The following is a 21,113-nucleotide window of genomic DNA, read 5'->3' as shown; positions in this document are numbered from 1 at the left end:
ACAACGATGTTCGACACGGTACTTGTGGCCAACCGGGGCGAGATCGCCGTCCGGGTCATCCGGACGCTGCGGTCGCTGGGTGTGCGCTCGGTGGCCGTCTTCTCCGACGCGGACACCGACGCCCGGCACGTACGCGAGGCGGACACGGCGGTACGGATCGGTCCGGCCCCGGCCGCCGAGAGCTACCTGTCGGCGGAGCGGCTGCTGGAGGCCGCGGCACGGTCCGGCGCCCAGGCGGTGCACCCCGGGTACGGCTTCCTCGCGGAGAACGCCGACTTCGCGCGGGCGTGCGCCGAGGCCGGGCTGGTCTTCATCGGCCCCCCGGCGGACGCGATCTCACTCATGGGCGACAAGATCCGCGCCAAGGAGACGGTGCGGGCGGCCGGCGTCCCGGTGGTGCCGGGTTCGTCGGGCAGCGGGCTGAGCGATGCGCAACTGGCGTCCTGCGCCCGGGAGATCGGCGTGCCGGTGCTGCTGAAGCCGTCGGCCGGCGGTGGCGGCAAGGGCATGCGCCTGGTGCGGGACGCGGCTGTGCTGGCGGAGGAGATCGCCGCCGCGCGCCGCGAGGCCCGCGCCTCCTTCGGCGACGACACCCTCCTCGTCGAGCGCTGGGTCGACCGGCCCCGGCACATCGAGATCCAGGTCCTGGCGGACGGCCACGGGAACGTGGTGCACCTGGGCGAACGCGAGTGCTCCCTCCAGCGCCGGCACCAGAAGATCATCGAGGAGGCGCCGAGCGTGCTCCTCGACGAGAGGACCCGCGCGGCGATGGGTGAGGCGGCCGTCCATGCGGCGCGCTCCTGCGGTTACTCGGGCGCGGGCACGGTCGAGTTCATCGTGCCGGGCAGCGACCCGGCCTCGTACTACTTCATGGAGATGAACACGCGCCTCCAGGTCGAGCACCCGGTGACCGAGATGATCACGGGCCTGGACCTGGTGGAGTGGCAGCTGCGGGTGGCCGCGGGCGAGCGCCTCGGCTTCGCCCAGGACGACGTCACGCTCACCGGGCACGCCGTGGAGGCCCGTATCTGCGCCGAGGACCCCTCCCGGGGCTTCCTGCCGTCCGGCGGTACGGTCCTGCGCCTGCACGAGCCCGAGGGCGACGGCGTCCGCACCGACTCGGGCCTGACCGAGGGCACGGAGGTCGGCTCGCTGTACGACCCGATGCTGTCCAAGGTCATCGCGTACGGGCCGGACCGGGCGACGGCACTGCGGCGCCTTCGCGGGGCGCTGGCGCGGACGGTGACGCTGGGGGTGCAGACCAACGCGGGGTTCCTCCGGAGGCTGCTGGCCCATCCCGCGGTGGTGGCGGGCGAGCTGGACACGGGGTTGGTGGAGCGGGAGGTGGCGGGGCTGGTCCCGGGAGAGGTTCCCGAGGAGGTGTACGAGGCCGCCGCGGCCGTACGCCTGGACGCGCTGGCCCCAACCGCCACCGCCATCGCCCCCGACGGCTGGACCGATCCCTTCTCCGTGCCGAGCGGCTGGCGGCTCGGCGGTGAACCGGTCCCGCCGGCCTTCGACCTGCGCGTGGCGGGTCACGAACCCGTCGCTCTGCGGGCGCGGCAGGCCGCCGAACTCACCTCCGCACAGGTCTCCGTCACGGTCGACGGCGTACGCCACACCTTCCACCGCTGCGGCACCTGGCTCGGCCGCGACGGTGACGCGTGGAACGTCCTGGACCACGACCCCGTCGCCGCGTCCCTCACCGGCGCGGCGCACGCGGGCGCGCACTCCCTCACCGCGCCCATGCCCGGCACGGTGACCGTCGTCAAGGTCACTGTCGGGGACGAAGTCACCGCCGGACAGAGCCTGTTGGTGGTGGAGGCGATGAAGATGGAGCACGTCGTCTGCGCCCCGCACGCCGGCACCGTCACCGAACTGGACGTCACCCCGGGCACGGCGGTCGCCATGGACCAGATCCTGGCCGTGGTCGCGCCACACGAAGAAGCCGACCCCGGAAAAGCCGACCCCGGAAAAGCCGATCACGAAGAAGCCGGCTCGGAAGGGGCCACCTCATGACCACCCCTGCCCTCGGGCTCCCCATGGCCGTCCCGGCCGACGGTCTGCCCGCCAGGGTCCGTATCCACGAGGTCGGCGCACGCGACGGGCTGCAGAACGAGCAGGTGACCGTCCCGACGGAGACGAAGGCCGAGTTCATCCGCCGGCTGGCCGCCGCGGGCCTCACCAGCATCGAGGCGACCAGTTTCGTCCACCCCAGGTGGGTGCCCCAACTGGCGGACGCCGAGCAGCTGTTCCCCCTTGTACGGGAGCTGGCCGACGACAATCTCTCAGGAAAGGGCCTGCACCTGCCCGTCCTCGTACCGAACGAACGGGGCCTGGACCGCGCCCTGGGCCTCGGCGCGACCCGTATCGCGGTCTTCGCCAGCGCCACGGAGTCCTTCGCCAAGGCCAACCTCAACCGGACCGTGGACGAGGCGCTGGCGATGTTCGAGCCGGTGGTCGCACGGGCCAGGGCCCAGGACGCCCACGTGCGCGGCTACCTCTCCATGTGCTTCGGCGATCCCTGGGAGGGCCCGGTACCCGTCTCCCAGGTCGTACGCGTCTGCCGGGCGCTGCTCGACATGGGCTGCGACGAGCTGAGCCTGGGCGACACGATCGGCGTGGCGACCCCGGGCCACGTGAGCCGGCTCCTCGGCGCACTGGCCGAGGCAGGCATCCCGGTCGCCGCCACCGGCGTGCACTTCCACGACACGTACGGCCAGGCGCTCGCCAACACCCTGGCGGCGCTCCAGCACGGCGTCACGACCGTGGACGCCTCTGCGGGCGGCCTCGGCGGCTGCCCGTACGCGAAGAGCGCCACCGGCAACCTCGCCACCGAAGACCTCGTGTGGATGCTGACGGGCCTCGGCATCGACACCGGGGTCGACCTCGGCCTTCTCACCGCCACAAGCGTGTGGATGGCCGAACAACTGGGCCGGCCCAGCCCGTCCCGCACCGTCCGCGCCCTCTCCCACAAGGAGTGACTCCCATGTCCCTGGACCACCGCCTCTCCCCCGAGCTCGACGAACTGCGCCGTACGGTGGCCGACTTCGCCCACGACGTCGTGGCGCCGAAGATCGGCGACTTCTACGAGCGGCACGAGTTCCCGTACGAGATCGTCCGCGAGATGGGCCGGATGGGCCTGTTCGGGCTGCCGTTCCCGGAGGAGTACGGCGGCATGGGCGGCGACTACCTGGCGCTGGGCATCGTCCTCGAAGAACTCGCCCGCGTGGACTCCTCGGTGGCCATCACCCTGGAGGCGGGGGTCTCGCTCGGCGCCATGCCGATCCACCTCTTCGGCACCCCGGAACAGAAGGCGCAGTGGCTCCCCCGCCTCTGCTCGGGCGAGATCCTCGGCGCCTTCGGCCTCACCGAGCCGGACGGCGGCTCGGACGCGGGCGCGACCCGTACGACGGCCCGGCTGGACGAGGCGACGAACGACTGGGTGATCAACGGCAGCAAGTGCTTCATCACCAACTCGGGAACGGACATCACGGGCCTGGTCACGGTCACGGCGGTAACGGGCCGCACCGAGGCGGGCAAGCCGCTGATCTCCTCCTTCATCGTCCCGTCCGGCACCCCCGGCTTCACGGTCGCCGCCCCGTACTCGAAGGTCGGCTGGAACGCCTCGGACACCCGCGAGCTGTCCTTCGCGGACGTCCGCGTCCCGGCGGCGAACCTGCTCGGCTCCGAGGGGCGCGGATACGCGCAGTTCCTCCGCATCCTGGACGAGGGCCGCGTCGCCATCGCGGCCCTGGCGACGGGCCTCGCCCAGGGCTGCGTGGACGAATCACTGAAGTACGCGAAGGAACGCCACGCCTTCGGCCGCCCGATCGGCGCGAACCAGGCGATCCAGTTCAAGATCGCGGACATGGAGATGCGGGCCCACACGGCCCGCCTGGCCTGGCGCGACGCGGCCTCCCGCCTGGTGGCGGGCGAACCCTTCAAGAAGGAGGCGGCCCTGGCGAAGCTCTACTCCTCCACCATCGCCGTGGACAACGCCCGCGACGCCACCCAGATCCACGGCGGCTACGGCTTCATGAACGAGTACCCGGTCGCCCGCATGTGGCGCGACTCCAAGATCCTGGAAATCGGCGAGGGTACGAGCGAGGTGCAGCGGATGCTGATCGCCCGAGAGCTGGGCCTGACGGACTGAGAACGGCCGTACCGCCGTCGGCCCGCGCCACCACCATCCTTACTCGGCGGCTCCGGCACGACCGAGCGTCGACGCCCCCAATTCGCACCACAATCGAATCACTGCGCCACGCCGGCCGTGAGCTGGATCAGATCAGCGCCTCCCTGGCTTCGGCGCGGGGCTGATCCGACCGGACGCCACCACGGCCGAGGACGACGGCGCCGCGGGACGTTCCGGCAGGTGAAACCCGCCCTATGAGCGGGACATGAGGTTAGGCTAACCTATCTTCGCACCTGTCCCTGGGCGATTCGCCCTGTCCCGAAAGCAGCAGCCTTCATGCCGAACGCCCGTGCCACTCACCTCACCCGCCGCGGCATTCTCGCCGCCGGCGGCGCCCTCGGCCTCGGCGCCGTGCTCGCGGCCTGCGGCGACGACGACCCGAAAACCGGTGGCTCGGCGGACGCGACGAAGAACGCCAAGTCCGGCCCCTGGAGCTTCAAGGACGACCGCGGCACGACGGTGAAGCTGGACAAGGTCCCGGCCAACATCGTCGCGTTCACCGGTGTCGCCGCCGCCCTGTTCGACTACGGCATCGAGGTCAAGGGTGTCTTCGGGCCGACGAAGACGAAGGACGGCAAGGCGGACGTCCAGGCCGGCGACATGGACATCAGCAAGCTGACGATCCTCGGTAACGCGTGGGGCCAGTTCAGCATCGAGAAGTACGCGGCCCTGGCCCCGGACGTGCTGCTCTCCACGATGTTCGACGACGCCGGCACCCTCTGGAGCGTCCCGGAGGAGTCCAAGGACAAGATCCTGAAGCTCGCCCCGAGCGTCGGTATCTCCGTCTACGACCGTCAGCTGCCCAAGCCGCTGGAGCGCATGCTCGCGCTCGCCGAGTCGCTCGGCGCGGACGTGAAGGGCGCCAGGACGGTCGAGGCGAAGAAGAAGTTCGAGACGGCCGCCGAGCGCCTGCGCAAGGCCGCCAAGGCGCGCCCGGAGATCAAGGTCCTCGCCGGTTCGGCCAGCCAGGACATCTTCTACGTGTCCGGGTCGAACCTGTCCATCGACCTGGAGTACTTCAAGGCCCTCGGCGTGAACCTCGTCGAGCCGCCGGCCAAGGTCCTCAAGGCCAGCGGCGGTTGGTTCGAGAACCTGAGCTGGGAGAACGTCGACAAGTACGCGGCGGACGTCATCATCATGGACGACCGCACCGCGACCATCCAGCCCGCCGACATCACCGAAGCCACCTGGAAGAAGCTGCCGGCCGTCAAGGCCGGCCAGGTCATCGGCCGCACCCCCGAGCCGATCCTCTCCTACGACAAGTGCGCCCCCATGCTCGACAACCTCGCCGAGGCCATCGAAAAGGCCAAGAAGGTCGCCTGACGGGTCAGTTGAGGCCCGCACCCCTGGGGAAGGCCGCCGCAGGCGCCTCCCAGGGGCGCGGGGCTGTGTCGATATGCGGCTCCGCCGCAGGGGCGCGACCAGCCCCCACCGGCCCCGCACCCAACACACCGCCCTGCCCGCCCCCTCGCGGAGCGAAGGAGCAACGCATGCCCACGGCGACAGCCGCCCCGTTCCGTTTCTTCACCCTTCAGGTCATACGGACGAGGCGGCTGGGCCCGTCCATGGTCCGTGTGACCTTCACCGGCCCCGATCTCCACGCCTTCGCCTCCGACGGCCGGGACCAGAGCCTCTCGCTCTTCCTCCCGCGCCCGGGGCAGAGCGAGCCCGTCCTGCCGATGGAGTACGGCGAGGGCTGGCGCCAGGCCTGGATCGACACCCCCGAAGACGTACGCGCGGTCATGCGCTCGTACACGCTGCGCGCCCTGCGCCAGGACGCGCACGGGGCCACCACCGAGATCGACATCGACTTCGTCCTGCACGGCGCCGAACCCGACGCCGAACCCGGCACGGAGTCCGCCACCCCCGCAGGCCCGGCCTCACGCTGGGCCGCCGACGCCGGGGCGGGTGACCGGGCCGTGCTGCTCGGCCCGTCCGTCGCCGACAACGGGGCGATCCGGTTCCGGCCGCCCGCCGACGCGGACCTGGTCGTCGTCTGGGCCGACGAGACGGCTCTGCCCGCCGCCTCGGCCATCCTGGAGACCCTGCCGACCGGAACGCGGGCCCGTGTCTGGCTGGAGGTCCCCAGCGAGGGCGACTGCGTCCGGCCCGTCACCGCCGCCGACGCCGAGATCACCTGGCTCGTACGCGACGAGGGCGCCCCCACCGCCACCGAGGCGATCCGCGCCGCCCAACTCCCCGCAGCCCGGGCCCCGTACGCCTGGATCGCGGGTGAGTCCGGCTGCGTGAAGGAACTGCGGCGCCATCTCGTACGGGAGCGGGAGATCGACCGCAAGCGGGTCACGTTCGTCGGCTACTGGCGGCGCGGTCTGAGCGAGGAGCAGCTGCGCGCGCAAGCCGCAGCATGACGGGTGCGCAAAGCCATGCGAGGGGTGCGCAAGCCGCGCGATGGGCGCACGAGCCGTTCGGCCGGGAGGGAGGCACGTGTCACAGCCGTGACGGGCGGGACGGAACCTCGCAAGAACTTAGGTTAGGCTAACCTAAGTTAAACGCCGCCCCCCATGTCACTCTTCTGCGCCCGTCCCTCTCCTGCCCCCGGAGGACTCCCCCATGCGCTCGCACCTGCTCAACGACACGACCGCGGAGCGGTACCGCCGTTCCGTGACCGAAGGAATAGAGCGGGTGGCGGCCAAACTCGCCACCACCGACCGTCCGTTCACGGGGGTCACGGCCGACGCCCTCGCGCCCCGCATCGAGGGGATCGACCTCGACAAGCCGCTGCACGACACCACCGCGGTGCTCGACGAACTGGAGGAGGTCTACCTCCGGGACGCGGTCTACTTCCACCACCCCCGCTACCTCGCCCACCTCAACTGCCCGGTGGTCATACCCGCCGTGGTCGGCGAGGCCGTCCTCTCCGCCGTCAACTCCTCGCTCGACACCTGGGACCAGTCGGCCGGCGGCACCCTCATCGAGCGCCGGCTCATCGACTGGACCAACGAGCGCATCGGGTTCGGCCCCGCCGCCGACGGCGTGTTCACCTCCGGCGGCTCGCAGTCCAACCTCCAGGCGCTGCTGCTCGCCCGCGAGGAGGCGAAGAGCGACTCGTACGCCAAACTGCGGATCTTCGCCTCCGAAGTGAGCCACTTCAGCGTCAAGAAGTCGGCGAAACTCCTCGGGCTCAGCGAGGACTCCGTGGTCACCGTCCCCACCGGCAACGACAAGCGCATGCAGACCGTCGCGCTCGCCCACGAGCTGGAGCGCTGCAAGCGCGACGGACTGGTCCCCATGGCCGTCGTCGCCACCGCCGGCACCACCGACTTCGGCTCCATCGACCCGCTGCCCGAGATCGCCGAACTGTGCGACCAGTTCGGCGCCTGGCTGCACGTCGACGCCGCGTACGGCTGCGGACTGCTCACCTCGCTCAAGAACCGGCACCGCATCGACGGCATCGAGCGCGCCGACTCCGTGACCGTGGACTACCACAAGTCCTTCTTCCAGCCGGTGAGTTCGTCCGCCGTCCTGGTCCGGGACGCGGCCACCCTGCACCACGCCACCTACCACGCGGAGTACCTCAACCCGCAGCGCATGGTGCAGGAGCGCATCCCCAACCAGGTCGACAAGTCCCTGCAGACCACCCGCCGTTTCGACGCCCTCAAACTGTGGATGACGCTGCGGGTGATGGGCGCCGACGGCATCGGCGAGCTCTTCGACGAGGTCTGCGACCTGGCGGAGGAGGGCTGGAAGCTGCTGGCCGCCGACCCGCGCTACGACGTCGTGGTCGCGCCGTCCCTCTCCACCCTCGTCTTCCGCTACATCCCGGCCGCCGTCACCGACCCGGCCGAGATCGACCGGGCCAACCTGTACGCCCGCAAGGCCCTGTTCGCCTCCGGCGACGCGGTGGTCGCGGGTACGAAGGTCGGCGGCCGTCACTTCCTGAAGTTCACCCTGCTCAACCCCGAGACCACGACGGACGACATCTCCGCCGTGCTCGACCTGATCGCCGGCCATGCCGAGCAGTACCTTGGAGAGTCCCTTGACCGCGCTTCCTGAACCCGCGTCTACCGGGTCCGCGCTTCCTGAACCCGCTGAATCCGCCGTGCGGACGCGTGACTTCATCGGCATCGGGCTGGGTCCCTTCAACCTCGGCCTCGCCTGCCTCACCGAGCCCATCGACGAACTCGACGGTGTCTTCCTGGAGTCCAAGCCGGACTTCGAGTGGCACTCCGGGATGTTCCTGGAGGGCGCGCACCTCCAGACTCCGTTCATGTCGGACCTGGTCACCCTGGCCGACCCGACGTCCCCGTACTCCTTCCTCAACTATCTGAAGGAATCGGGCCGCCTGTACTCGTTCTACATCCGCGAGAACTTCTACCCGCTGCGCGTCGAGTACGACGACTACTGCCGCTGGGCCGCCTCGAAACTCAGCAGCATCCGCTTCGGCACGACGGTCGCGGAGGTGACGTACGAGGACCGGGACAAGGTGTACGTCGTGCGGACGACCGCCGGTGACGAGTTCCGGGCCCGGCACCTCGTCCTCGGCACCGGTACTCCCCCGTACATCCCCGAGGCGTGCGCGGAACTCGGCGGGGACTTCATCCACAACTCCCGCTACAAGCAGCACAAGCGGGCGCTGCAGGCCAAGAAGTCGATCACGCTCGTCGGCAGCGGGCAGTCCGCCGCCGAGATCTACTACGACCTGCTGAGCGAGATCGACGTCCACGGCTACCGGCTGAACTGGGTCACGCGCTCCCCGCGTTTCTTCCCGCTCGAATACACCAAACTGACGCTGGAGATGACCTCCCCGGAGTACATCGACTACTTCCACGCGCTGCCCGAGCGGACCCGCTACCGACTCCAGTCGGAGCAGAAGGGCCTGTTCAAGGGTATCGACGGCGAGTTGATCGACTCGATCTTCGACCTGCTCTATCAGAAGAACCTCGGCGGCCCGGTCCCCACCCGCCTGCTCACCAACTCGGCGCTCAACAGCGCGCGTCACGAGAACGGCACGTACACCCTGGGCCTGCGCCAGGAGGAGCAGGGCAAGGACTACGACGTCCAGTCCGAGGGTCTGATCCTCGCGACGGGCTACAAGTACGCGGAACCCGGTTTCCTGAAGCCCGTGCGCGACCGGATCCGCTACGACGAGCAGGGCAACCACGACGTGGCCCGCAACTACTCCATCGACACGACGGGCCGTGGGATCTTCCTGCAGAACGCCGGCGTCCACACCCACTCGATCACGTCACCGGACCTCGGCATGGGCCCGTACCGCAACGCCTACATCATCCGGGAACTGCTCGGCACCGAGTACTACCCGGTGGAGAAGTCCATCGCGTTCCAGGAGTTCGCCGTATGAGCGCCGCCAACACCGGCAACACCGTCGGCACGCTGAGCATGCGCCCCCTCGACCCCCTCACGGACGCCGAGCTGCTGCACTCCTGGGTGACCCACCCCAAGGCGGCGTACTGGATGATGCAGGACGCGAAGCTCCAGGACGTGGAGCGCGAGTACATGGCCATCGCGGCCAGTGAGCACCACCACGCATACCTCGGCTTCCACGACGGCCGGCCCGCGTTCCTGATGGAGAAGTACGACCCGCGCCACATCGAGCTGGTCGGGCTGTACGAGCCCGAGCCCGGTGACGTCGGCATGCATTTCCTGGTTGCCCCCACCGACCGGCCCGTGCACGGCTTCACCCGGGCCGTCATCACCGCGGTGCTGGACGAGCTGTTCGCCGACCCCGGGACCCGCCGGGTCGTCGTCGAACCGGATGTCACCAACGAGGCGGTCCACGCTCTGAACGAGGCCGTCGGCTTCGTCCCGGAGCGCGAGATCGAGAAGCCGGAGAAGCGCGCGCTGCTGTCCTTCTGCACGCGGGAAGGCTTCGTCAACCGGCACAGCCCGAACCGGCCCAGCATGGCCACCCGAGGAGTTTCCGCATGACCCTGTCCGATGCCGTGGCGCACCTGTCCCCCCACCGCTGGGCCCGGGCCAACCGCCTGCTCATCCGCAAAGCCCTCGCCGAGTTCGCCCACGAGCGACTGATCACACCCGAGACGACCGGCGGGACCGATGGGACCGACCGGAACAGCGGCAACAACGGCAGCGGTAGCAGCGGCAGCGCGTACGTCGTCCGCAGTGACGACGGGCTGACCCAGTACCGGTTCTCCGCCGTCCGCCGCACCCTCGACCACTGGCAGGTCGACGCCGAGTCGATCACCAGGCACCGTGACGGCGCTGAACTCCCCCTCGCCGCCCTGGACTTCTTCATCGAGCTGAAAAAAACGCTCGGCCTCAGCGACGAGGTACTGCCGGTCTACCTGGAGGAGATCTCCTCCACCCTCTCCGGCACCTGCTACAAGCTCACCAAACCCCAGCTCACCTCCGCCGAACTCGCGAAAAGCGGCTTCCAGGAGATCGAGACGGGCATGACGGAGGGCCACCCCTGCTTCGTCGCCAACAACGGGCGGCTCGGCTTCGGCGTCCACGAGTACCTCTCGTACGCGCCCGAGACCGCGAGCCCCGTACGGCTGGTCTGGCTGGCCGCACACCGGTCGCGGGCCGCGTTCACGGCGGGCGCGGGCATCGAGTACGAGTCGTTCCTGCAAGGCGAGCTGGGCAAGGAGACCGTGGACCGCTTCCACGGCACGCTCCGCGACCAGGACCTCGACCCGGCCGACTACCTCCTCATCCCGGTCCACCCCTGGCAGTGGTGGAACAAGCTCGCGGTCACCTTCGCCGCCGAGGTCGCCCAGAAGCACCTGGTGTGCCTGGGTGAGGGCGACGACGAGTACCTGGCCCAGCAATCGATCCGGACGTTCTTCAACAGGAGCGCGCCCGAGAAGCACTATGTGAAAACCGCTCTGTCGGTCCTCAACATGGGCTTCATGCGGGGCCTGTCCGCCGCGTACATGGAGGCGACACCGGCCATCAACGACTGGCTGGCGCAGCTCATCGACAACGACCCGCTGCTCCGGTCGACCGGCCTGTCGATCATCCGCGAGCGCGCGGCCGTCGGCTACCGGCACCTGGAGTACGAGGCCGCCACCGACCGCTACTCCCCGTACCGCAAGATGCTCGCCGCCCTGTGGCGCGAGAGCCCGGTCTCCTCGCTCCAGGACGGCGAGTCCCTGGCCACCATGGCCTCGCTCGTCCACGTGGACCACGAGGGCGCCTCGATCGCGGCCTCGCTCATCGAGCGCTCCGGGCTGACGCCGGTGGAGTGGCTGCGCCGCTATCTGCGCGCGTACTTCACTCCGCTGCTGCACAGCTTCTACGCGTACGACCTGGTGTTCATGCCGCACGGCGAGAACGTCATCCTCGTCCTCAAGGACGGTGCGGTCGAGCGGGCGATCTACAAGGACATCGCCGAGGAGATCGCCGTCATGGACCCGCAGGCGGTGCTGCCGCCGACGGTCGAACGGCTGCGTGTGGACGTCCCCGAGGACAAGAAACTCCTGTCGCTCTTCACGGACGTCTTCGACTGCTTCTTCCGCTTCCTGGCGGCGAACCTGGCGGGCGAGGGTGTCCTGGCGGAGGACGACTTCTGGCGGGCCGTCGCCGACTGCGTACGCGACTACCAGGCGGCCACACCCGAACTCGCGGACAAATTCAAGCAGTACGACATGTTCGCTCCCGAGTTCGCGCTGTCGTGCCTCAACCGGCTCCAGCTGCGCAACAACGAGCAGATGGTGGACCTCTCCGACCCGGCCGGCGCTCTCCAGCTCGTCGGCACCCTGAAGAACCCCATCGCCGGGCTGTAGACGCAGGCACAGGTGCCGGCACCGGCACCGGCACCGGTTCGCGCGAGCACGGTTCACAGCCCCACAAGCAGGCGGGCGCCCCCACGTACGGTCCCAGGGGGCGCCCGCCGTCGTGTCAACCGTGAGGCTGACTGCCGTGAGCGCTGACTACCGTGCGGGCCAGGGCACCTGCGGTGAGCGGTAGTAGCCGATGCCCAGCGCGTCCCAGCGCGGTGCCTGCGCCGCGAGCCGCACCTTGTAGCCGTCCCAGTCGTGCGTCGAGGCGGGCGACCAGCCCAGCTCGGCCACACCCGGCAGCCGCGGGAACGCCATGTACTCGATGTTCGCGGAGGTCGAGAGGGTCTCCGTCCACAGCGGCGCCTCGACACCCCGTACGGCGGAACCGGGCACCCCGGCAAGGTAGTTGCCGGGGTCCCAGTCGTAGGACCGCCGCACCTCCACCAGGCCCGCCCAGTCGAGACCGAGTGGGGTGTCCGCGGTGTACTTCATGTCGAGGTACACCCGGTCGGCCGGCGAGAGGATCAGCCCGGTGCCGCCCCGCGCGGCAGCCGCGACCTGTTCCTTCTCGGCGGCGCTCGTACCGTCCAGGCCCCAGTACTGGGCCAGCGCGCCCTTCGCCGGGGTCGCCCCGGTCAGCTGGTGCCAGCCCATCACGGTCTTCCCGTACTTGGCGACGACCGGCTGGACCTTCTTCATGAAGGCCACATAGTCCTCATGGCTCGTCGAGTGCGCCTCGTCGCCGCCGATGTGGAGGTACTTGCCCGGTGTGAGCGCGGCCAGCTCACGGATCACGTCGTCCACGAAGTCGTACGTCAGCGGCTTGTCGACGCACAGCGAACTGAAGCCGACCTCGGTGCCGGTGTAGAGCGGCGGGGCGACGCCGTCGCAGTTCAGCTCGGCGTACGAGGCGAGCGCCGCGTTGGTGTGCCCGGGCATGTCGATCTCGGGCACGACCTGGAGCTGACGCGAGGAGGCGTACCGGACGATGTCCTTGTACTGGGCCTTCGTGTAGAAGCCCCCCGTTCCGCCGCCGACCTGCGTGGATCCGCCGTACGTGGCGAGCCTGGGCCAGGAGTCGACGGCGATGCGCCAGCCCTGGTCGTCGCTGAGGTGCAGATGCAGCGTGTTGATCTTGTAGAGCGCCAGCTGGTCGATGTAGCGCTTCACCTGGTCCACGGTGAAGAAGTGCCGCGACACGTCCAGCATCGCGCCGCGGTAGCCGTAGCGGGGGGTGTCCGTGATGGTGCCGCCCGCGACCGGCCAGGGCCCCGGCTGCTCGGAGTCCTTCTCGACGGCGGCGGGCAGGAGCTGGCGCAGGGTCTGTACGCCGTGGAAGAGCCCGGCGGGCTCCCGGGCCGTGATGGTGACAGCGTCCTTGCCGCTCTTCAGCCGGTAGCCCTCCGCGCCCAGGCCCGCGTCCTTACGGGTGAGCCGGAGCCGGATGCCGTCGCCGCCCGGGTCGTCCGTGACGGGAAGCCGGTAGCCGGTGGACGGACGCAGTACTCCGGCGAGGTACGAGCCGATCCGGCGGACCTCCGCCGCGTCGCCTGAGCCGCCGGAATCGCCCGAATCGCCCGAGCCGTCCACGCGGATGCGCGTACCGCTCGTGATCCGGTAGGGGGAACCGCCCGGGTCGACCGAGGCGGGAGCCGGGACGACCCGGCTCAGCGGAGTGACTGTTCGGTCGGGCGCGGACGGTGCCGCGCCGACCACGGAGATACCAGCGGCTGCCACGAGCAGCAGCGTACCGAGCAGACGGGGCGTTCTGTGCTGTCTCACAAGCGCTCCCTTCGAATGGGTATAGACCACTCTCCCGCAGAGCCGGTGAAACAATCCCCCTCATGGCGGAAATCATCCAGCGCGACGGCACATGGACCTTCGACGGCGACGCCCTGCAGCTGGTGCCGGGCCGCGACAAGAACGTAGGCCTGCTGCGCAAGTCGCTGGGTGAACTGGCCGTCCCGCTGGGCGCGTTGGCGGGGATATCGTTCGAGCAGGGCAAGAAGACCGGCCGGCTCAGGATCCGGCTGCGCGACGGCGCGGACCCGCTGCTCCAGTCGACCGGCGGCCGGCTCACGGACTCGGCCGACCCCTACCTGCTGACCGTGGAGTCGGACCGCTACGGCGTCGCCGAGTACTTCGTGGACGAGATCCGGGGCGCGCTGCTCCTGGACGAGGTACCGGCCACCGCCGTGGACCGCTATCTGCTGCCGGGCCCGGCCGTACCCCTGTCGGTCTCCGCCGGTGACGGCACCGCGAGCTTCGACGGGGAGCGTGTCCGACTGGAGTGGAACTGGAAGACGGAGGAGGCCAAGTCGGCCTCCGGCGCCCGCACGCTCGCCCTGGCCGACATCGAGTCCGTGGAATGGCAGCCCGCGGTCGGCCTGGAGAACGGCCATCTGCGTTTCACCGTCCGGAGCGCGCCCACGAAGGCCCCGCCGAAGTACGACCCCAACGCCGTGGAACTGTGGGGCTTCAAGAAGGACCCGCTGATGGCACTGGTGGCGGCAGCGGTCCAGGCCCGCCTGCCGCACCCGACGGCCCCTGCCCTCGCCCCTGCCTCCGCCTCTACCCCTGCTCCGGTCTCGGCCCTGCCCCAGGCGGCCCCGACCCCGGCGGACGCACCGCCGAAGCAGCTCACCCCCGCCGAGGCCGACCACGACGCCCTGCTCCGCCGCCTGCGCGAACTGGGTGACCTGCACAAGACAGGCGTCCTGACGGACGAGGAGTTCACGCTGGCGAAGCAGGCGGTGCTCAAAGGGATGTAGGGCGTAGGGCGGCTTCTCCTGCCCGATATCGGGCAGGATTCTTGCGATCGGCCGCGCTTTACCTCAGGATCAACGGGTGCACGAGGAACTTGTCGATCACCTGACGCGCTCCTCGCCCCTCAGCCGGGGCGAGGCACTGCGGGTGGTCCAGGACGTGCTCGCCTACTTCGACGAGACGACCGAGGACTACGTCCGTCGCCGCCACCGGGAGCTCCGGGCGCAGGGCCTGGTCAACTCGGGGATCTTCGAACGGATCACGGCGGACCTCAAATACCGCGCGGTCGCACCGCCGGAGCTCACGCTCAGGCAGGTGCGCCGCATCGTCTACGGCTAGGAAACTTCTGTATGTGCGGAATCGTGGGATACATCGGCAGGCGCGACGTGGCGCCGCTCCTCCTCGAAGGCCTGCAGCGCCTCGAATACCGCGGCTACGACTCGGCGGGCCTCGTCGTGACGTCCGCGAAGACGACCGGCCTGAAGATGGTCAAGGCCAAGGGCCGCGTCCGTGACCTGGAGGCCCGCGTCCCCAAGCGCTTCGCCGGCACCACGGGTATCGCCCACACCCGCTGGGCCACCCACGGCGCCCCCTCGGACGAGAACGCCCACCCGCACATGTCGACCGACAACAAGGTCGCCGTCGTCCACAACGGCATCATCGACAACGCCTCCGACCTGCGCAAGAAGCTGGAGGCGGAGGGTGTCGAGTTCCTCTCCGAGACCGACACCGAGGTCCTCACCCACCTCGTCGCCCGCTCCCAGGCCGAGACCCTGGAGGAGAAGGTCCGCCAGGCCCTGCGGCTGATCGAGGGCACGTACGGCGTCGCCGTGATGCACGCCGACTTCGCCGACCGCATCGTGGTCGCCCGCAACGGCTCCCCGGTCGTCCTCGGCATCGGCGAGAAGGAGATGTTCGTCGCCTCGGACATCGCCGCGCTGGTCACCCACACCCGCCAGATCGTCACGCTCGACGACGGCGAGATGGCGACACTGAAGGCCGACGACTTCCGTACGTACACCACCGAGGGCACCCGTACGACGGCCGAGCCGACCACCGTGGAGTGGGAGGCCGCGTCGTACGACATGGGCGGCCACGACACGTACATGCACAAGGAGATCCACGAGCAGGCCGAGGCCGTGGACCGGGTGCTGCGCGGCCGCATCGACGACCGGTTCTCCACCGTGCACCTGGGCGGGCTGAACCTGGACGCCCGCGAGGCACGCAAGATCCGCCGGGTGAAGATCCTGGGCTGCGGCACCTCGTACCACGCGGGCATGATCGGCGCCCAGATGATCGAGGAGCTGGCCCGTATCCCCGCGGACGCCGAGCCGGCCTCGGAGTTCCGCTACCGCAACGCGGTCGTCGACCCCGACACGCTGTACGTGGCGGTGTCCCAGTCCGGTGAGACGTACGACGTCCTGGCCGCCGTGCAGGAGCTGAAGCGCAAGGGCGCCCGGGTCCTCGGCATCGTGAACGTGGTCGGCTCGGCCATCGCCAGGGAGGCCGACGGCGGCATGTACGTGCACGCCGGGCCCGAGGTGTGCGTGGTCTCCACCAAGTGCTTCACGAACACCACGGTCGCCTTCGCGCTGCTCGCGCTGCACCTGGGCCGCACCCGCGACCTGTCGGTCTCCGACGGCAAGCGGATCATCGAGGGCCTGCGCAGGCTGCCCGGCCAGATCACGGAGATCCTCGACCAGGAGGACGAGATCAAGAAGCTCGCCGAGCAGTACGCCGAGGCGCGCTCGATGCTCTTCATCGGCCGGGTACGCGGCTACCCGGTGGCCCGTGAGGCCTCGCTGAAGCTGAAGGAGGTCTCGTACATCCACGCCGAGGCCTACCCCGCCTCGGAGCTGAAGCACGGCCCGCTCGCGCTGATCGAGCCCGCGCTGCCGACGGTCGCGATCGTCCCGAACGACGACCTGCTGGAGAAGAACCGCGCGGCCCTGGAGGAGATCAAGGCCCGCAGCGGCAAGATCCTCGCCGTGGCCCACGACGTCCAGGAGAAGGCCGACCAGACGATCCTCGTCCCGAAGAACGAGGACGAACTGGACCCGATCCTGATGGGCATCCCCCTCCAACTCCTCGCCTACCACACGGCCCTGGCCCTGGGCAGGGACATCGACAAGCCCAGGAACCTCGCGAAGTCGGTGACGGTGGAGTAGAAATCCCACCGCCCACCGAAGCGACGACCGGCACTGAAGCGGCAGGCAGCTCCCACCGAAGCGACAATTGAGAAACCCCCACGGCGGGCAACCACTCCCGCGAGAGCGGCGCCGGCTCAGGCGCAGAGGCTGTCCGGACCCCCACGTGTCGCCACCAGGCACGCGGGGGTCCGTTCACAGGCCGGGGCCGCCCAAAACCCCGGCTGGCTGCCAGCTACCGGTAACCGTCACGCTTCCGGCCGGCAGCACGCCGTACAACGACGGCAAACCGTGCTCCCTATATGCCCTTCACAAGCACACAAACACATCTACGCACGGGTAGGTTCGACGGGCCGCGAAAGGGAGTTGGCCTTTCCAGGGATTGGCCTTTCCAGGGATACGGGAAAACATGCCGCCCACGGCGGGGCCGTATCAAGGAATGACGACCACCGGTCGCTGCGCCCGCTTCGCGAGCCGTCCCGCGACGGAGCCGAAGAGGCGCCCGACGATGCCGTGGGTCGATCCGACGACGATCGCGTCGGCCTCGTACTCCCGGCCCACTTCTTCGAGTTCGTGGCAGATGTCGCCGCCGCGCTCGACCAGGATCCAGGGGACCTCGGCCAGGTACTCCGCGCAGGCGAGCTCAAGCCCGAGCACCTCGGTGCGGTGATCCGGCACGTCGACGAAGACCGGTGGCTCGCAGCCTGCCCACACCGTGGTGGGCAGCCGGTTGGCGACGTGCACGATGATCAGGCCCGATCCTGAGCGACAGGCCATGCCGATCGCGTACGCGAGGGCGCGCTCACTGGATGTCGAGCCGTCGAAGCCCACGACGACCCCGTGCTTGAAGGCGGGATCGCAGGACTGGCGTGTCTCTTCCGCCGCCAAGGGCTCGGCCGCCGTGGGATCGGCGACGGGGCGCTTGCGGTCCGCGGGTTCGAATTCGTGACCGGCCATGGGTGTCTCGGTGTTCGGATCCTCGTGGGTGGGACGACAGGAGCGGCGGAGCTGTGTCCGGGAATCATCTTCCCAACCCCATACCCCCAAGGGTACGGCGGCACGCCTCCTCTGCCCAGATCCCGCTCTCGGCACGGGAGGTTCCCCGGAGCATGCACGAGAGGGCGCCCGTAACGCAATGGTTGCTGCCTCGTACAGGTGCTTTGCGCAGGGCTCCCCCAGACAGGGGCAGCGCCCCCCCTTCAAGGGGCGCGGAGAACTGCGCGAGCAACCACGACGACCCCGCGGCCGGCCCACAGACCCCACAGACCCCGCGGAGCTCCCAGGGGAGCCCCGGGAAGCGGGACCGGGAAGCGGGAAGATCCCCGTGACCGGGCGGTCAAACACGCGTTGAACCCCCGTAAGCCACCGCTTCAGGGAGCCCACCGTGTCCGGACGACCCTCGCCCGCGCCCCGCCCTCCCTCCAAGGTGCCCACCAGGGTGCCCACCGCACAGGACACGGTGAGCGATGTGGTCCGATGGGCGGCGTTCAGCTGCGTCCTGGTTCCGGTCGTCCTTGTCGGGTACGGGACCTCACTGGCGGGCGCGGCAGGCACGGCCATCGGCCTCGCCGCGGTGACCGGAGCCTGCCGGGTACTGCTGCGCCGGTCCGAGCGTGGCGCGGCCCAGCTGCGCCGCGCCACGGCGCCGACACCCCATCATGTGCGGCATGGCAGGGCCGGCGCCGGCGACCGCCGAGGGGGCCGTCACGCCGGTGGAAATAAGCCGGTTGACTGACCGGTTTCCATGCAGTCGCCCGTTGCTTTTCAGCCAACTTCTCCACCCTGCGCACCCCTTGGTCCAACCGGCCCCCAACCCCCGTTCGACCTGCACTGAAAGGGTCCAGCAGGGTGCCCGCACCCTACTGGGACCGGCCACGGGGACGAGGCGCACTTCCCTGTGCGGCCCACGAGTGCAACGCTTCGTGATCGAATGCTTCACGCCAAGTTGCCATGTCGACAATCTGCCGAGTGCTGAACTGGCCACCTCGGCACCACACGACACAGTAGATTCGATCTTGACGTCTTACGGCGGGGGACTCGTGCAGGACCGAGGGGAAACGTGCAGGAGCGACACAACCGAGGAGCCGCGACCACCGAGGGGGGCTTAGCAGTATGAGCCACGACTCCACTGCCGCGCCGGAAGCCGCAGGCCGGAAACTCTCCGGGCGACGCCGCAAGGAGATCGTCGCGGTGCTGCTGTTCAGCGGCGGCCCCATCTTCGAGAGTTCCATACCGCTGTCGGTGTTCGGTATCGATCGCCAGGATGCCGGCGTGCCGCGGTATCGACTACTCGTCTGCGCCGGTGAGGAAGGCCCACTGCGGACCACAGGAGGCCTGGAACTCACCGCGCCCAACGGGCTGGAGGCGATCGCCAGGGCAGGCACCGTTGTCGTGCCGGCCTGGCGGTCGATCACCTCACCGCCACCGGAGGAGGCGCTCGACGCACTGCGCCGGGCACATGAGGAAGGCGCCCGCATAGTCGGGCTGTGCACCGACGCCTTCGTCCTTGCCGCGGCGGGACTGCTGGACGGCCGTCCCGCGACGACACACTGGATGTACGCACCGACGCTGGCCAAGCGCTATCCGTCGGTGCACGTCGATCCCCGCGAGCTGTTCGTGGACGACGGCGACGTGCTCACGTCGGCGGGCACCGCGGCCGGGATCGACCTCTGTCTGCACATCGTGCGGACGGACCACGGCAACGAGGCGGCCGGGGCACTGGCCCGCCGCCTGGTGGTGCCACCCCGGCGCACTGGCGGCCAGGAGCGCTATCTCGACCGGTCTTTACCGGAGGAGATCGGCGCCGACCCACTCGCGGAGGTCGTCGCCTGGGCACTGGAGCACCTCCACGAGCAGTTCGACGTGGAGACGCTGGCGGCACGCGCGTACATGAGCAGGCGTACGTTCGACCGCCGGTTCCGTTCGCTCACCGGGAGCGCTCCCCTGCAATGGCTGATCACGCAGCGGGTGCTCCAGGCGCAGCGGCTCCTGGAGACGTCCGACTACTCGGTGGACGAGGTAGCGGGGCGCTGCGGATTCCGTTCGCCGGTGGCGCTGCGCGGGCACTTCCGCCGCCAGCTCGGCTCCTCACCCGCGGCGTACCGCGCCGCGTACCGGGCGCGCCGCCCGCAGGGTGAGAAGCACACCGACCCGGACGGTCCACCGGCACCGCCGCCGCCGGTGCTCCAGCAGGAGGCGCCCGTCCCGTTCCAGACCCGTCGTACGGCGGCCGCCCACGCGGTCGGCCCGGCGACGTCGTCCCTCTCCACGGATCCGGGACGCGCGGGCGCGGAACTGTATGCGGCCGGGCGGCACAGCCTGCCGGGCCAGCGGAGCGCGCCGTAGTACGTAGTGGCGTCGTGTGCCGGCCCCGGACCCGCTGCGGTCCGGGGCCGGCGCCGTTCGCGGCCCCGTGCCCCGTGCCCCCGCGGCAACGACTGCCGAGGTCCCGGGCCTGCCCGGGCGGGGAAGCGGGCCGTAGGGTGAGCCCATGAACGATCGCATGGTGTGGATCGACTGCGAGATGACCGGTCTCTCGCTGTCGGATGACGCGCTCATCGAGGTGGCCGCGCTGGTGACCGACTCGGAGCTCAACGTGCTCGGCGAGGGGGTGGACATCGTGATCCGTCCGCCGGAAGCCGCGCTGGAGACGATGCCGGAGGTGGTGCGCACGATGCACACGTCCTCCGGGCTCCTCGACGAGCTGGCCGCGGGCACGACCCTGGCAGCCGCCGAGGAGGAGGTCCTCACCTACATCCGTGAGCACGTCAAGGATCCGGGCAAGGCCCCGCTGTGCGGGAACACGGTGGGCACGGACCGGGGCTTCCTCCTCCGGGACATGCCGACCCTTGAGGGCTACCTCCACTACCGCATCGTCGACGTCTCCTCCGTCAAGGAGCTGGCCCGCCGCTGGTACCCCCGGGCGTACTTCAACAGTCCCGAGAAGAACGGCAACCACCGGGCGCTGGCCGACATCCGCGAGTCGATCGCCGAGCTCCGTTACTACCGCGAGGCGATCTTCGTACCCCAGCCCGGACCCGACTCGGACACGGCCCGCACCATCGCCTCGAAGCACGTCCTGCCTGCGGGGTAGCCCCCACGGCAAAGTCGGGAGCGAGCACCCCTTCCGACCCTGTACACTTTTTCTCGGCCGGTCGGTGAACCACTTACGGTGAACCACACGCAGAATCGCCGGTCATGGTGGGTGTAGCTCAGCTGGTAGAGCACCTGGTTGTGGTCCAGGATGCCGCGGGTTCAAGTCCCGTCACTCACCCTGATAAT

At 69.7% G+C, this 21,113-nt stretch carries 17 protein-coding genes and 1 tRNA gene; 16 read left to right on the top strand and 2 right to left on the bottom strand.

The window, feature by feature from the left end:
• Nucleotides 1–6: 6 nt before the first annotated feature.
• From AB0D14_RS01290 to AB0D14_RS01250, 9 genes are all read left to right on the top strand, one after another.
• Nucleotides 7–2,019 (top strand): acetyl-CoA carboxylase biotin carboxylase subunit, encoded by a 2,013-nt coding sequence (locus AB0D14_RS01290; RefSeq protein WP_362772881.1) that lies wholly within the window; start codon nucleotides 7–9, stop codon nucleotides 2,017–2,019.
• The gene (locus tag AB0D14_RS01285; protein ID WP_362772878.1) at nucleotides 2,016–2,984 is read left to right on the top strand and encodes a hydroxymethylglutaryl-CoA lyase; all 969 of its coding nucleotides are present in this window, start codon (nucleotides 2,016–2,018) and stop codon (nucleotides 2,982–2,984) included. The genes AB0D14_RS01290 and AB0D14_RS01285 overlap by 4 nt, the downstream gene beginning before the upstream one ends.
• 11 nt (nucleotides 2,985–2,995) lie before the next feature.
• A complete protein-coding gene (locus tag AB0D14_RS01280; RefSeq protein WP_362773156.1) occupies nucleotides 2,996–4,156 on the top strand; it encodes an acyl-CoA dehydrogenase family protein in 1,161 nt (386 codons plus the stop codon).
• Between the two features lie 315 nt (nucleotides 4,157–4,471).
• Complete coding sequence (locus tag AB0D14_RS01275) at nucleotides 4,472–5,518, top strand: ABC transporter substrate-binding protein (protein WP_362772876.1); 1,047 nt, start codon at nucleotides 4,472–4,474, stop codon at nucleotides 5,516–5,518.
• A gap of 167 nt (nucleotides 5,519–5,685) precedes the next feature.
• A complete protein-coding gene (locus tag AB0D14_RS01270) occupies nucleotides 5,686–6,564 on the top strand; it encodes a siderophore-interacting protein (protein ID WP_362772873.1) in 879 nt (292 codons plus the stop codon).
• Between the two features lie 202 nt (nucleotides 6,565–6,766).
• The gene (gene desA / locus AB0D14_RS01265; RefSeq protein WP_362772870.1) at nucleotides 6,767–8,209 is read left to right on the top strand and encodes a lysine decarboxylase DesA; all 1,443 of its coding nucleotides are present in this window, start codon (nucleotides 6,767–6,769) and stop codon (nucleotides 8,207–8,209) included.
• Nucleotides 8,166–9,515, top strand: coding sequence for a lysine N(6)-hydroxylase/L-ornithine N(5)-oxygenase family protein (locus tag AB0D14_RS01260; RefSeq protein ID WP_362772867.1), 1,350 nt, complete (start codon nucleotides 8,166–8,168; stop codon nucleotides 9,513–9,515). Before desA ends, AB0D14_RS01260 begins: the two co-directional genes overlap by 44 nt.
• The gene (locus AB0D14_RS01255) at nucleotides 9,512–10,102 is read left to right on the top strand and encodes a GNAT family N-acetyltransferase (protein ID WP_362772864.1); all 591 of its coding nucleotides are present in this window, start codon (nucleotides 9,512–9,514) and stop codon (nucleotides 10,100–10,102) included. Before AB0D14_RS01260 ends, AB0D14_RS01255 begins: the two co-directional genes overlap by 4 nt.
• The gene (locus tag AB0D14_RS01250) at nucleotides 10,099–11,922 is read left to right on the top strand and encodes an IucA/IucC family siderophore biosynthesis protein (RefSeq protein ID WP_362772861.1); all 1,824 of its coding nucleotides are present in this window, start codon (nucleotides 10,099–10,101) and stop codon (nucleotides 11,920–11,922) included. The genes AB0D14_RS01255 and AB0D14_RS01250 overlap by 4 nt, the downstream gene beginning before the upstream one ends.
• A gap of 147 nt (nucleotides 11,923–12,069) precedes the next feature.
• Here the strand turns inward: AB0D14_RS01250 and AB0D14_RS01245 are convergent, their stop codons facing one another.
• Nucleotides 12,070–13,701 carry a beta-N-acetylhexosaminidase gene (locus AB0D14_RS01245; RefSeq protein WP_362772859.1) on the bottom strand — a complete coding sequence of 544 codons (1,632 nt, stop codon included), beginning with the start codon at nucleotides 13,699–13,701 and terminating at the stop codon, nucleotides 12,070–12,072.
• Nucleotides 13,702–13,763: 62 nt separating this feature from the next.
• Here AB0D14_RS01245 and AB0D14_RS01240 point away from each other — a divergent pair, with 62 nt between their 5' ends.
• The 3 genes from AB0D14_RS01240 (at nucleotide 13,764) to glmS (ending at nucleotide 16,853) form a co-directional block, all read left to right on the top strand.
• Nucleotides 13,764–14,690 (top strand): DUF4429 domain-containing protein, encoded by a 927-nt coding sequence (locus AB0D14_RS01240; protein ID WP_362772857.1) that lies wholly within the window; start codon nucleotides 13,764–13,766, stop codon nucleotides 14,688–14,690.
• A gap of 76 nt (nucleotides 14,691–14,766) precedes the next feature.
• Entirely contained in the window at nucleotides 14,767–15,024 is a 258-nt protein-coding gene (locus AB0D14_RS01235) for a hypothetical protein (RefSeq protein ID WP_362772854.1), read from the top strand.
• A gap of 11 nt (nucleotides 15,025–15,035) precedes the next feature.
• Nucleotides 15,036–16,853, top strand: coding sequence for a glutamine--fructose-6-phosphate transaminase (isomerizing) (gene glmS, locus AB0D14_RS01230; protein WP_362772851.1), 1,818 nt, complete (start codon nucleotides 15,036–15,038; stop codon nucleotides 16,851–16,853).
• A gap of 411 nt (nucleotides 16,854–17,264) precedes the next feature.
• Here glmS and AB0D14_RS01225 read toward each other — a convergent pair whose 3' ends face one another.
• Nucleotides 17,265–17,789, bottom strand: coding sequence for a universal stress protein (locus AB0D14_RS01225; protein ID WP_362772849.1), 525 nt, complete (start codon nucleotides 17,787–17,789; stop codon nucleotides 17,265–17,267).
• Nucleotides 17,790–18,258: 469 nt separating this feature from the next.
• Here AB0D14_RS01225 and AB0D14_RS01220 point away from each other — a divergent pair, with 469 nt between their 5' ends.
• The 4 genes from AB0D14_RS01220 to AB0D14_RS01205 all read left to right on the top strand — a co-directional run bounded on the left by AB0D14_RS01220 (nucleotide 18,259) and on the right by AB0D14_RS01205 (nucleotide 21,105).
• Complete coding sequence (locus tag AB0D14_RS01220; protein WP_362773154.1) at nucleotides 18,259–18,567, top strand: hypothetical protein; 309 nt, start codon at nucleotides 18,259–18,261, stop codon at nucleotides 18,565–18,567.
• Nucleotides 18,568–18,944: 377 nt separating this feature from the next.
• Nucleotides 18,945–20,177, top strand: a complete 1,233-nt coding sequence (locus tag AB0D14_RS01215) for a helix-turn-helix domain-containing protein (protein WP_362772846.1) — start codon at nucleotides 18,945–18,947, stop codon at nucleotides 20,175–20,177.
• A gap of 145 nt (nucleotides 20,178–20,322) precedes the next feature.
• Nucleotides 20,323–20,925, top strand: coding sequence for an oligoribonuclease (gene orn / locus AB0D14_RS01210; RefSeq protein ID WP_362772844.1), 603 nt, complete (start codon nucleotides 20,323–20,325; stop codon nucleotides 20,923–20,925).
• Nucleotides 20,926–21,032: 107 nt separating this feature from the next.
• A tRNA-His gene (locus AB0D14_RS01205) sits at nucleotides 21,033–21,105 on the top strand.
• Nucleotides 21,106–21,113: the final 8 nt, after the last annotated feature.

Origin of the sequence: Streptomyces sp. NPDC048484, assembly GCF_040651415.1 — a bacterium.
Taxonomy (GTDB): Bacteria; Actinomycetota; Actinomycetes; order Streptomycetales; family Streptomycetaceae; genus Streptomyces.
Note: the sequence above shows the minus strand (reverse complement) of the source record. Positions and strands in the feature narration are given on the sequence as shown.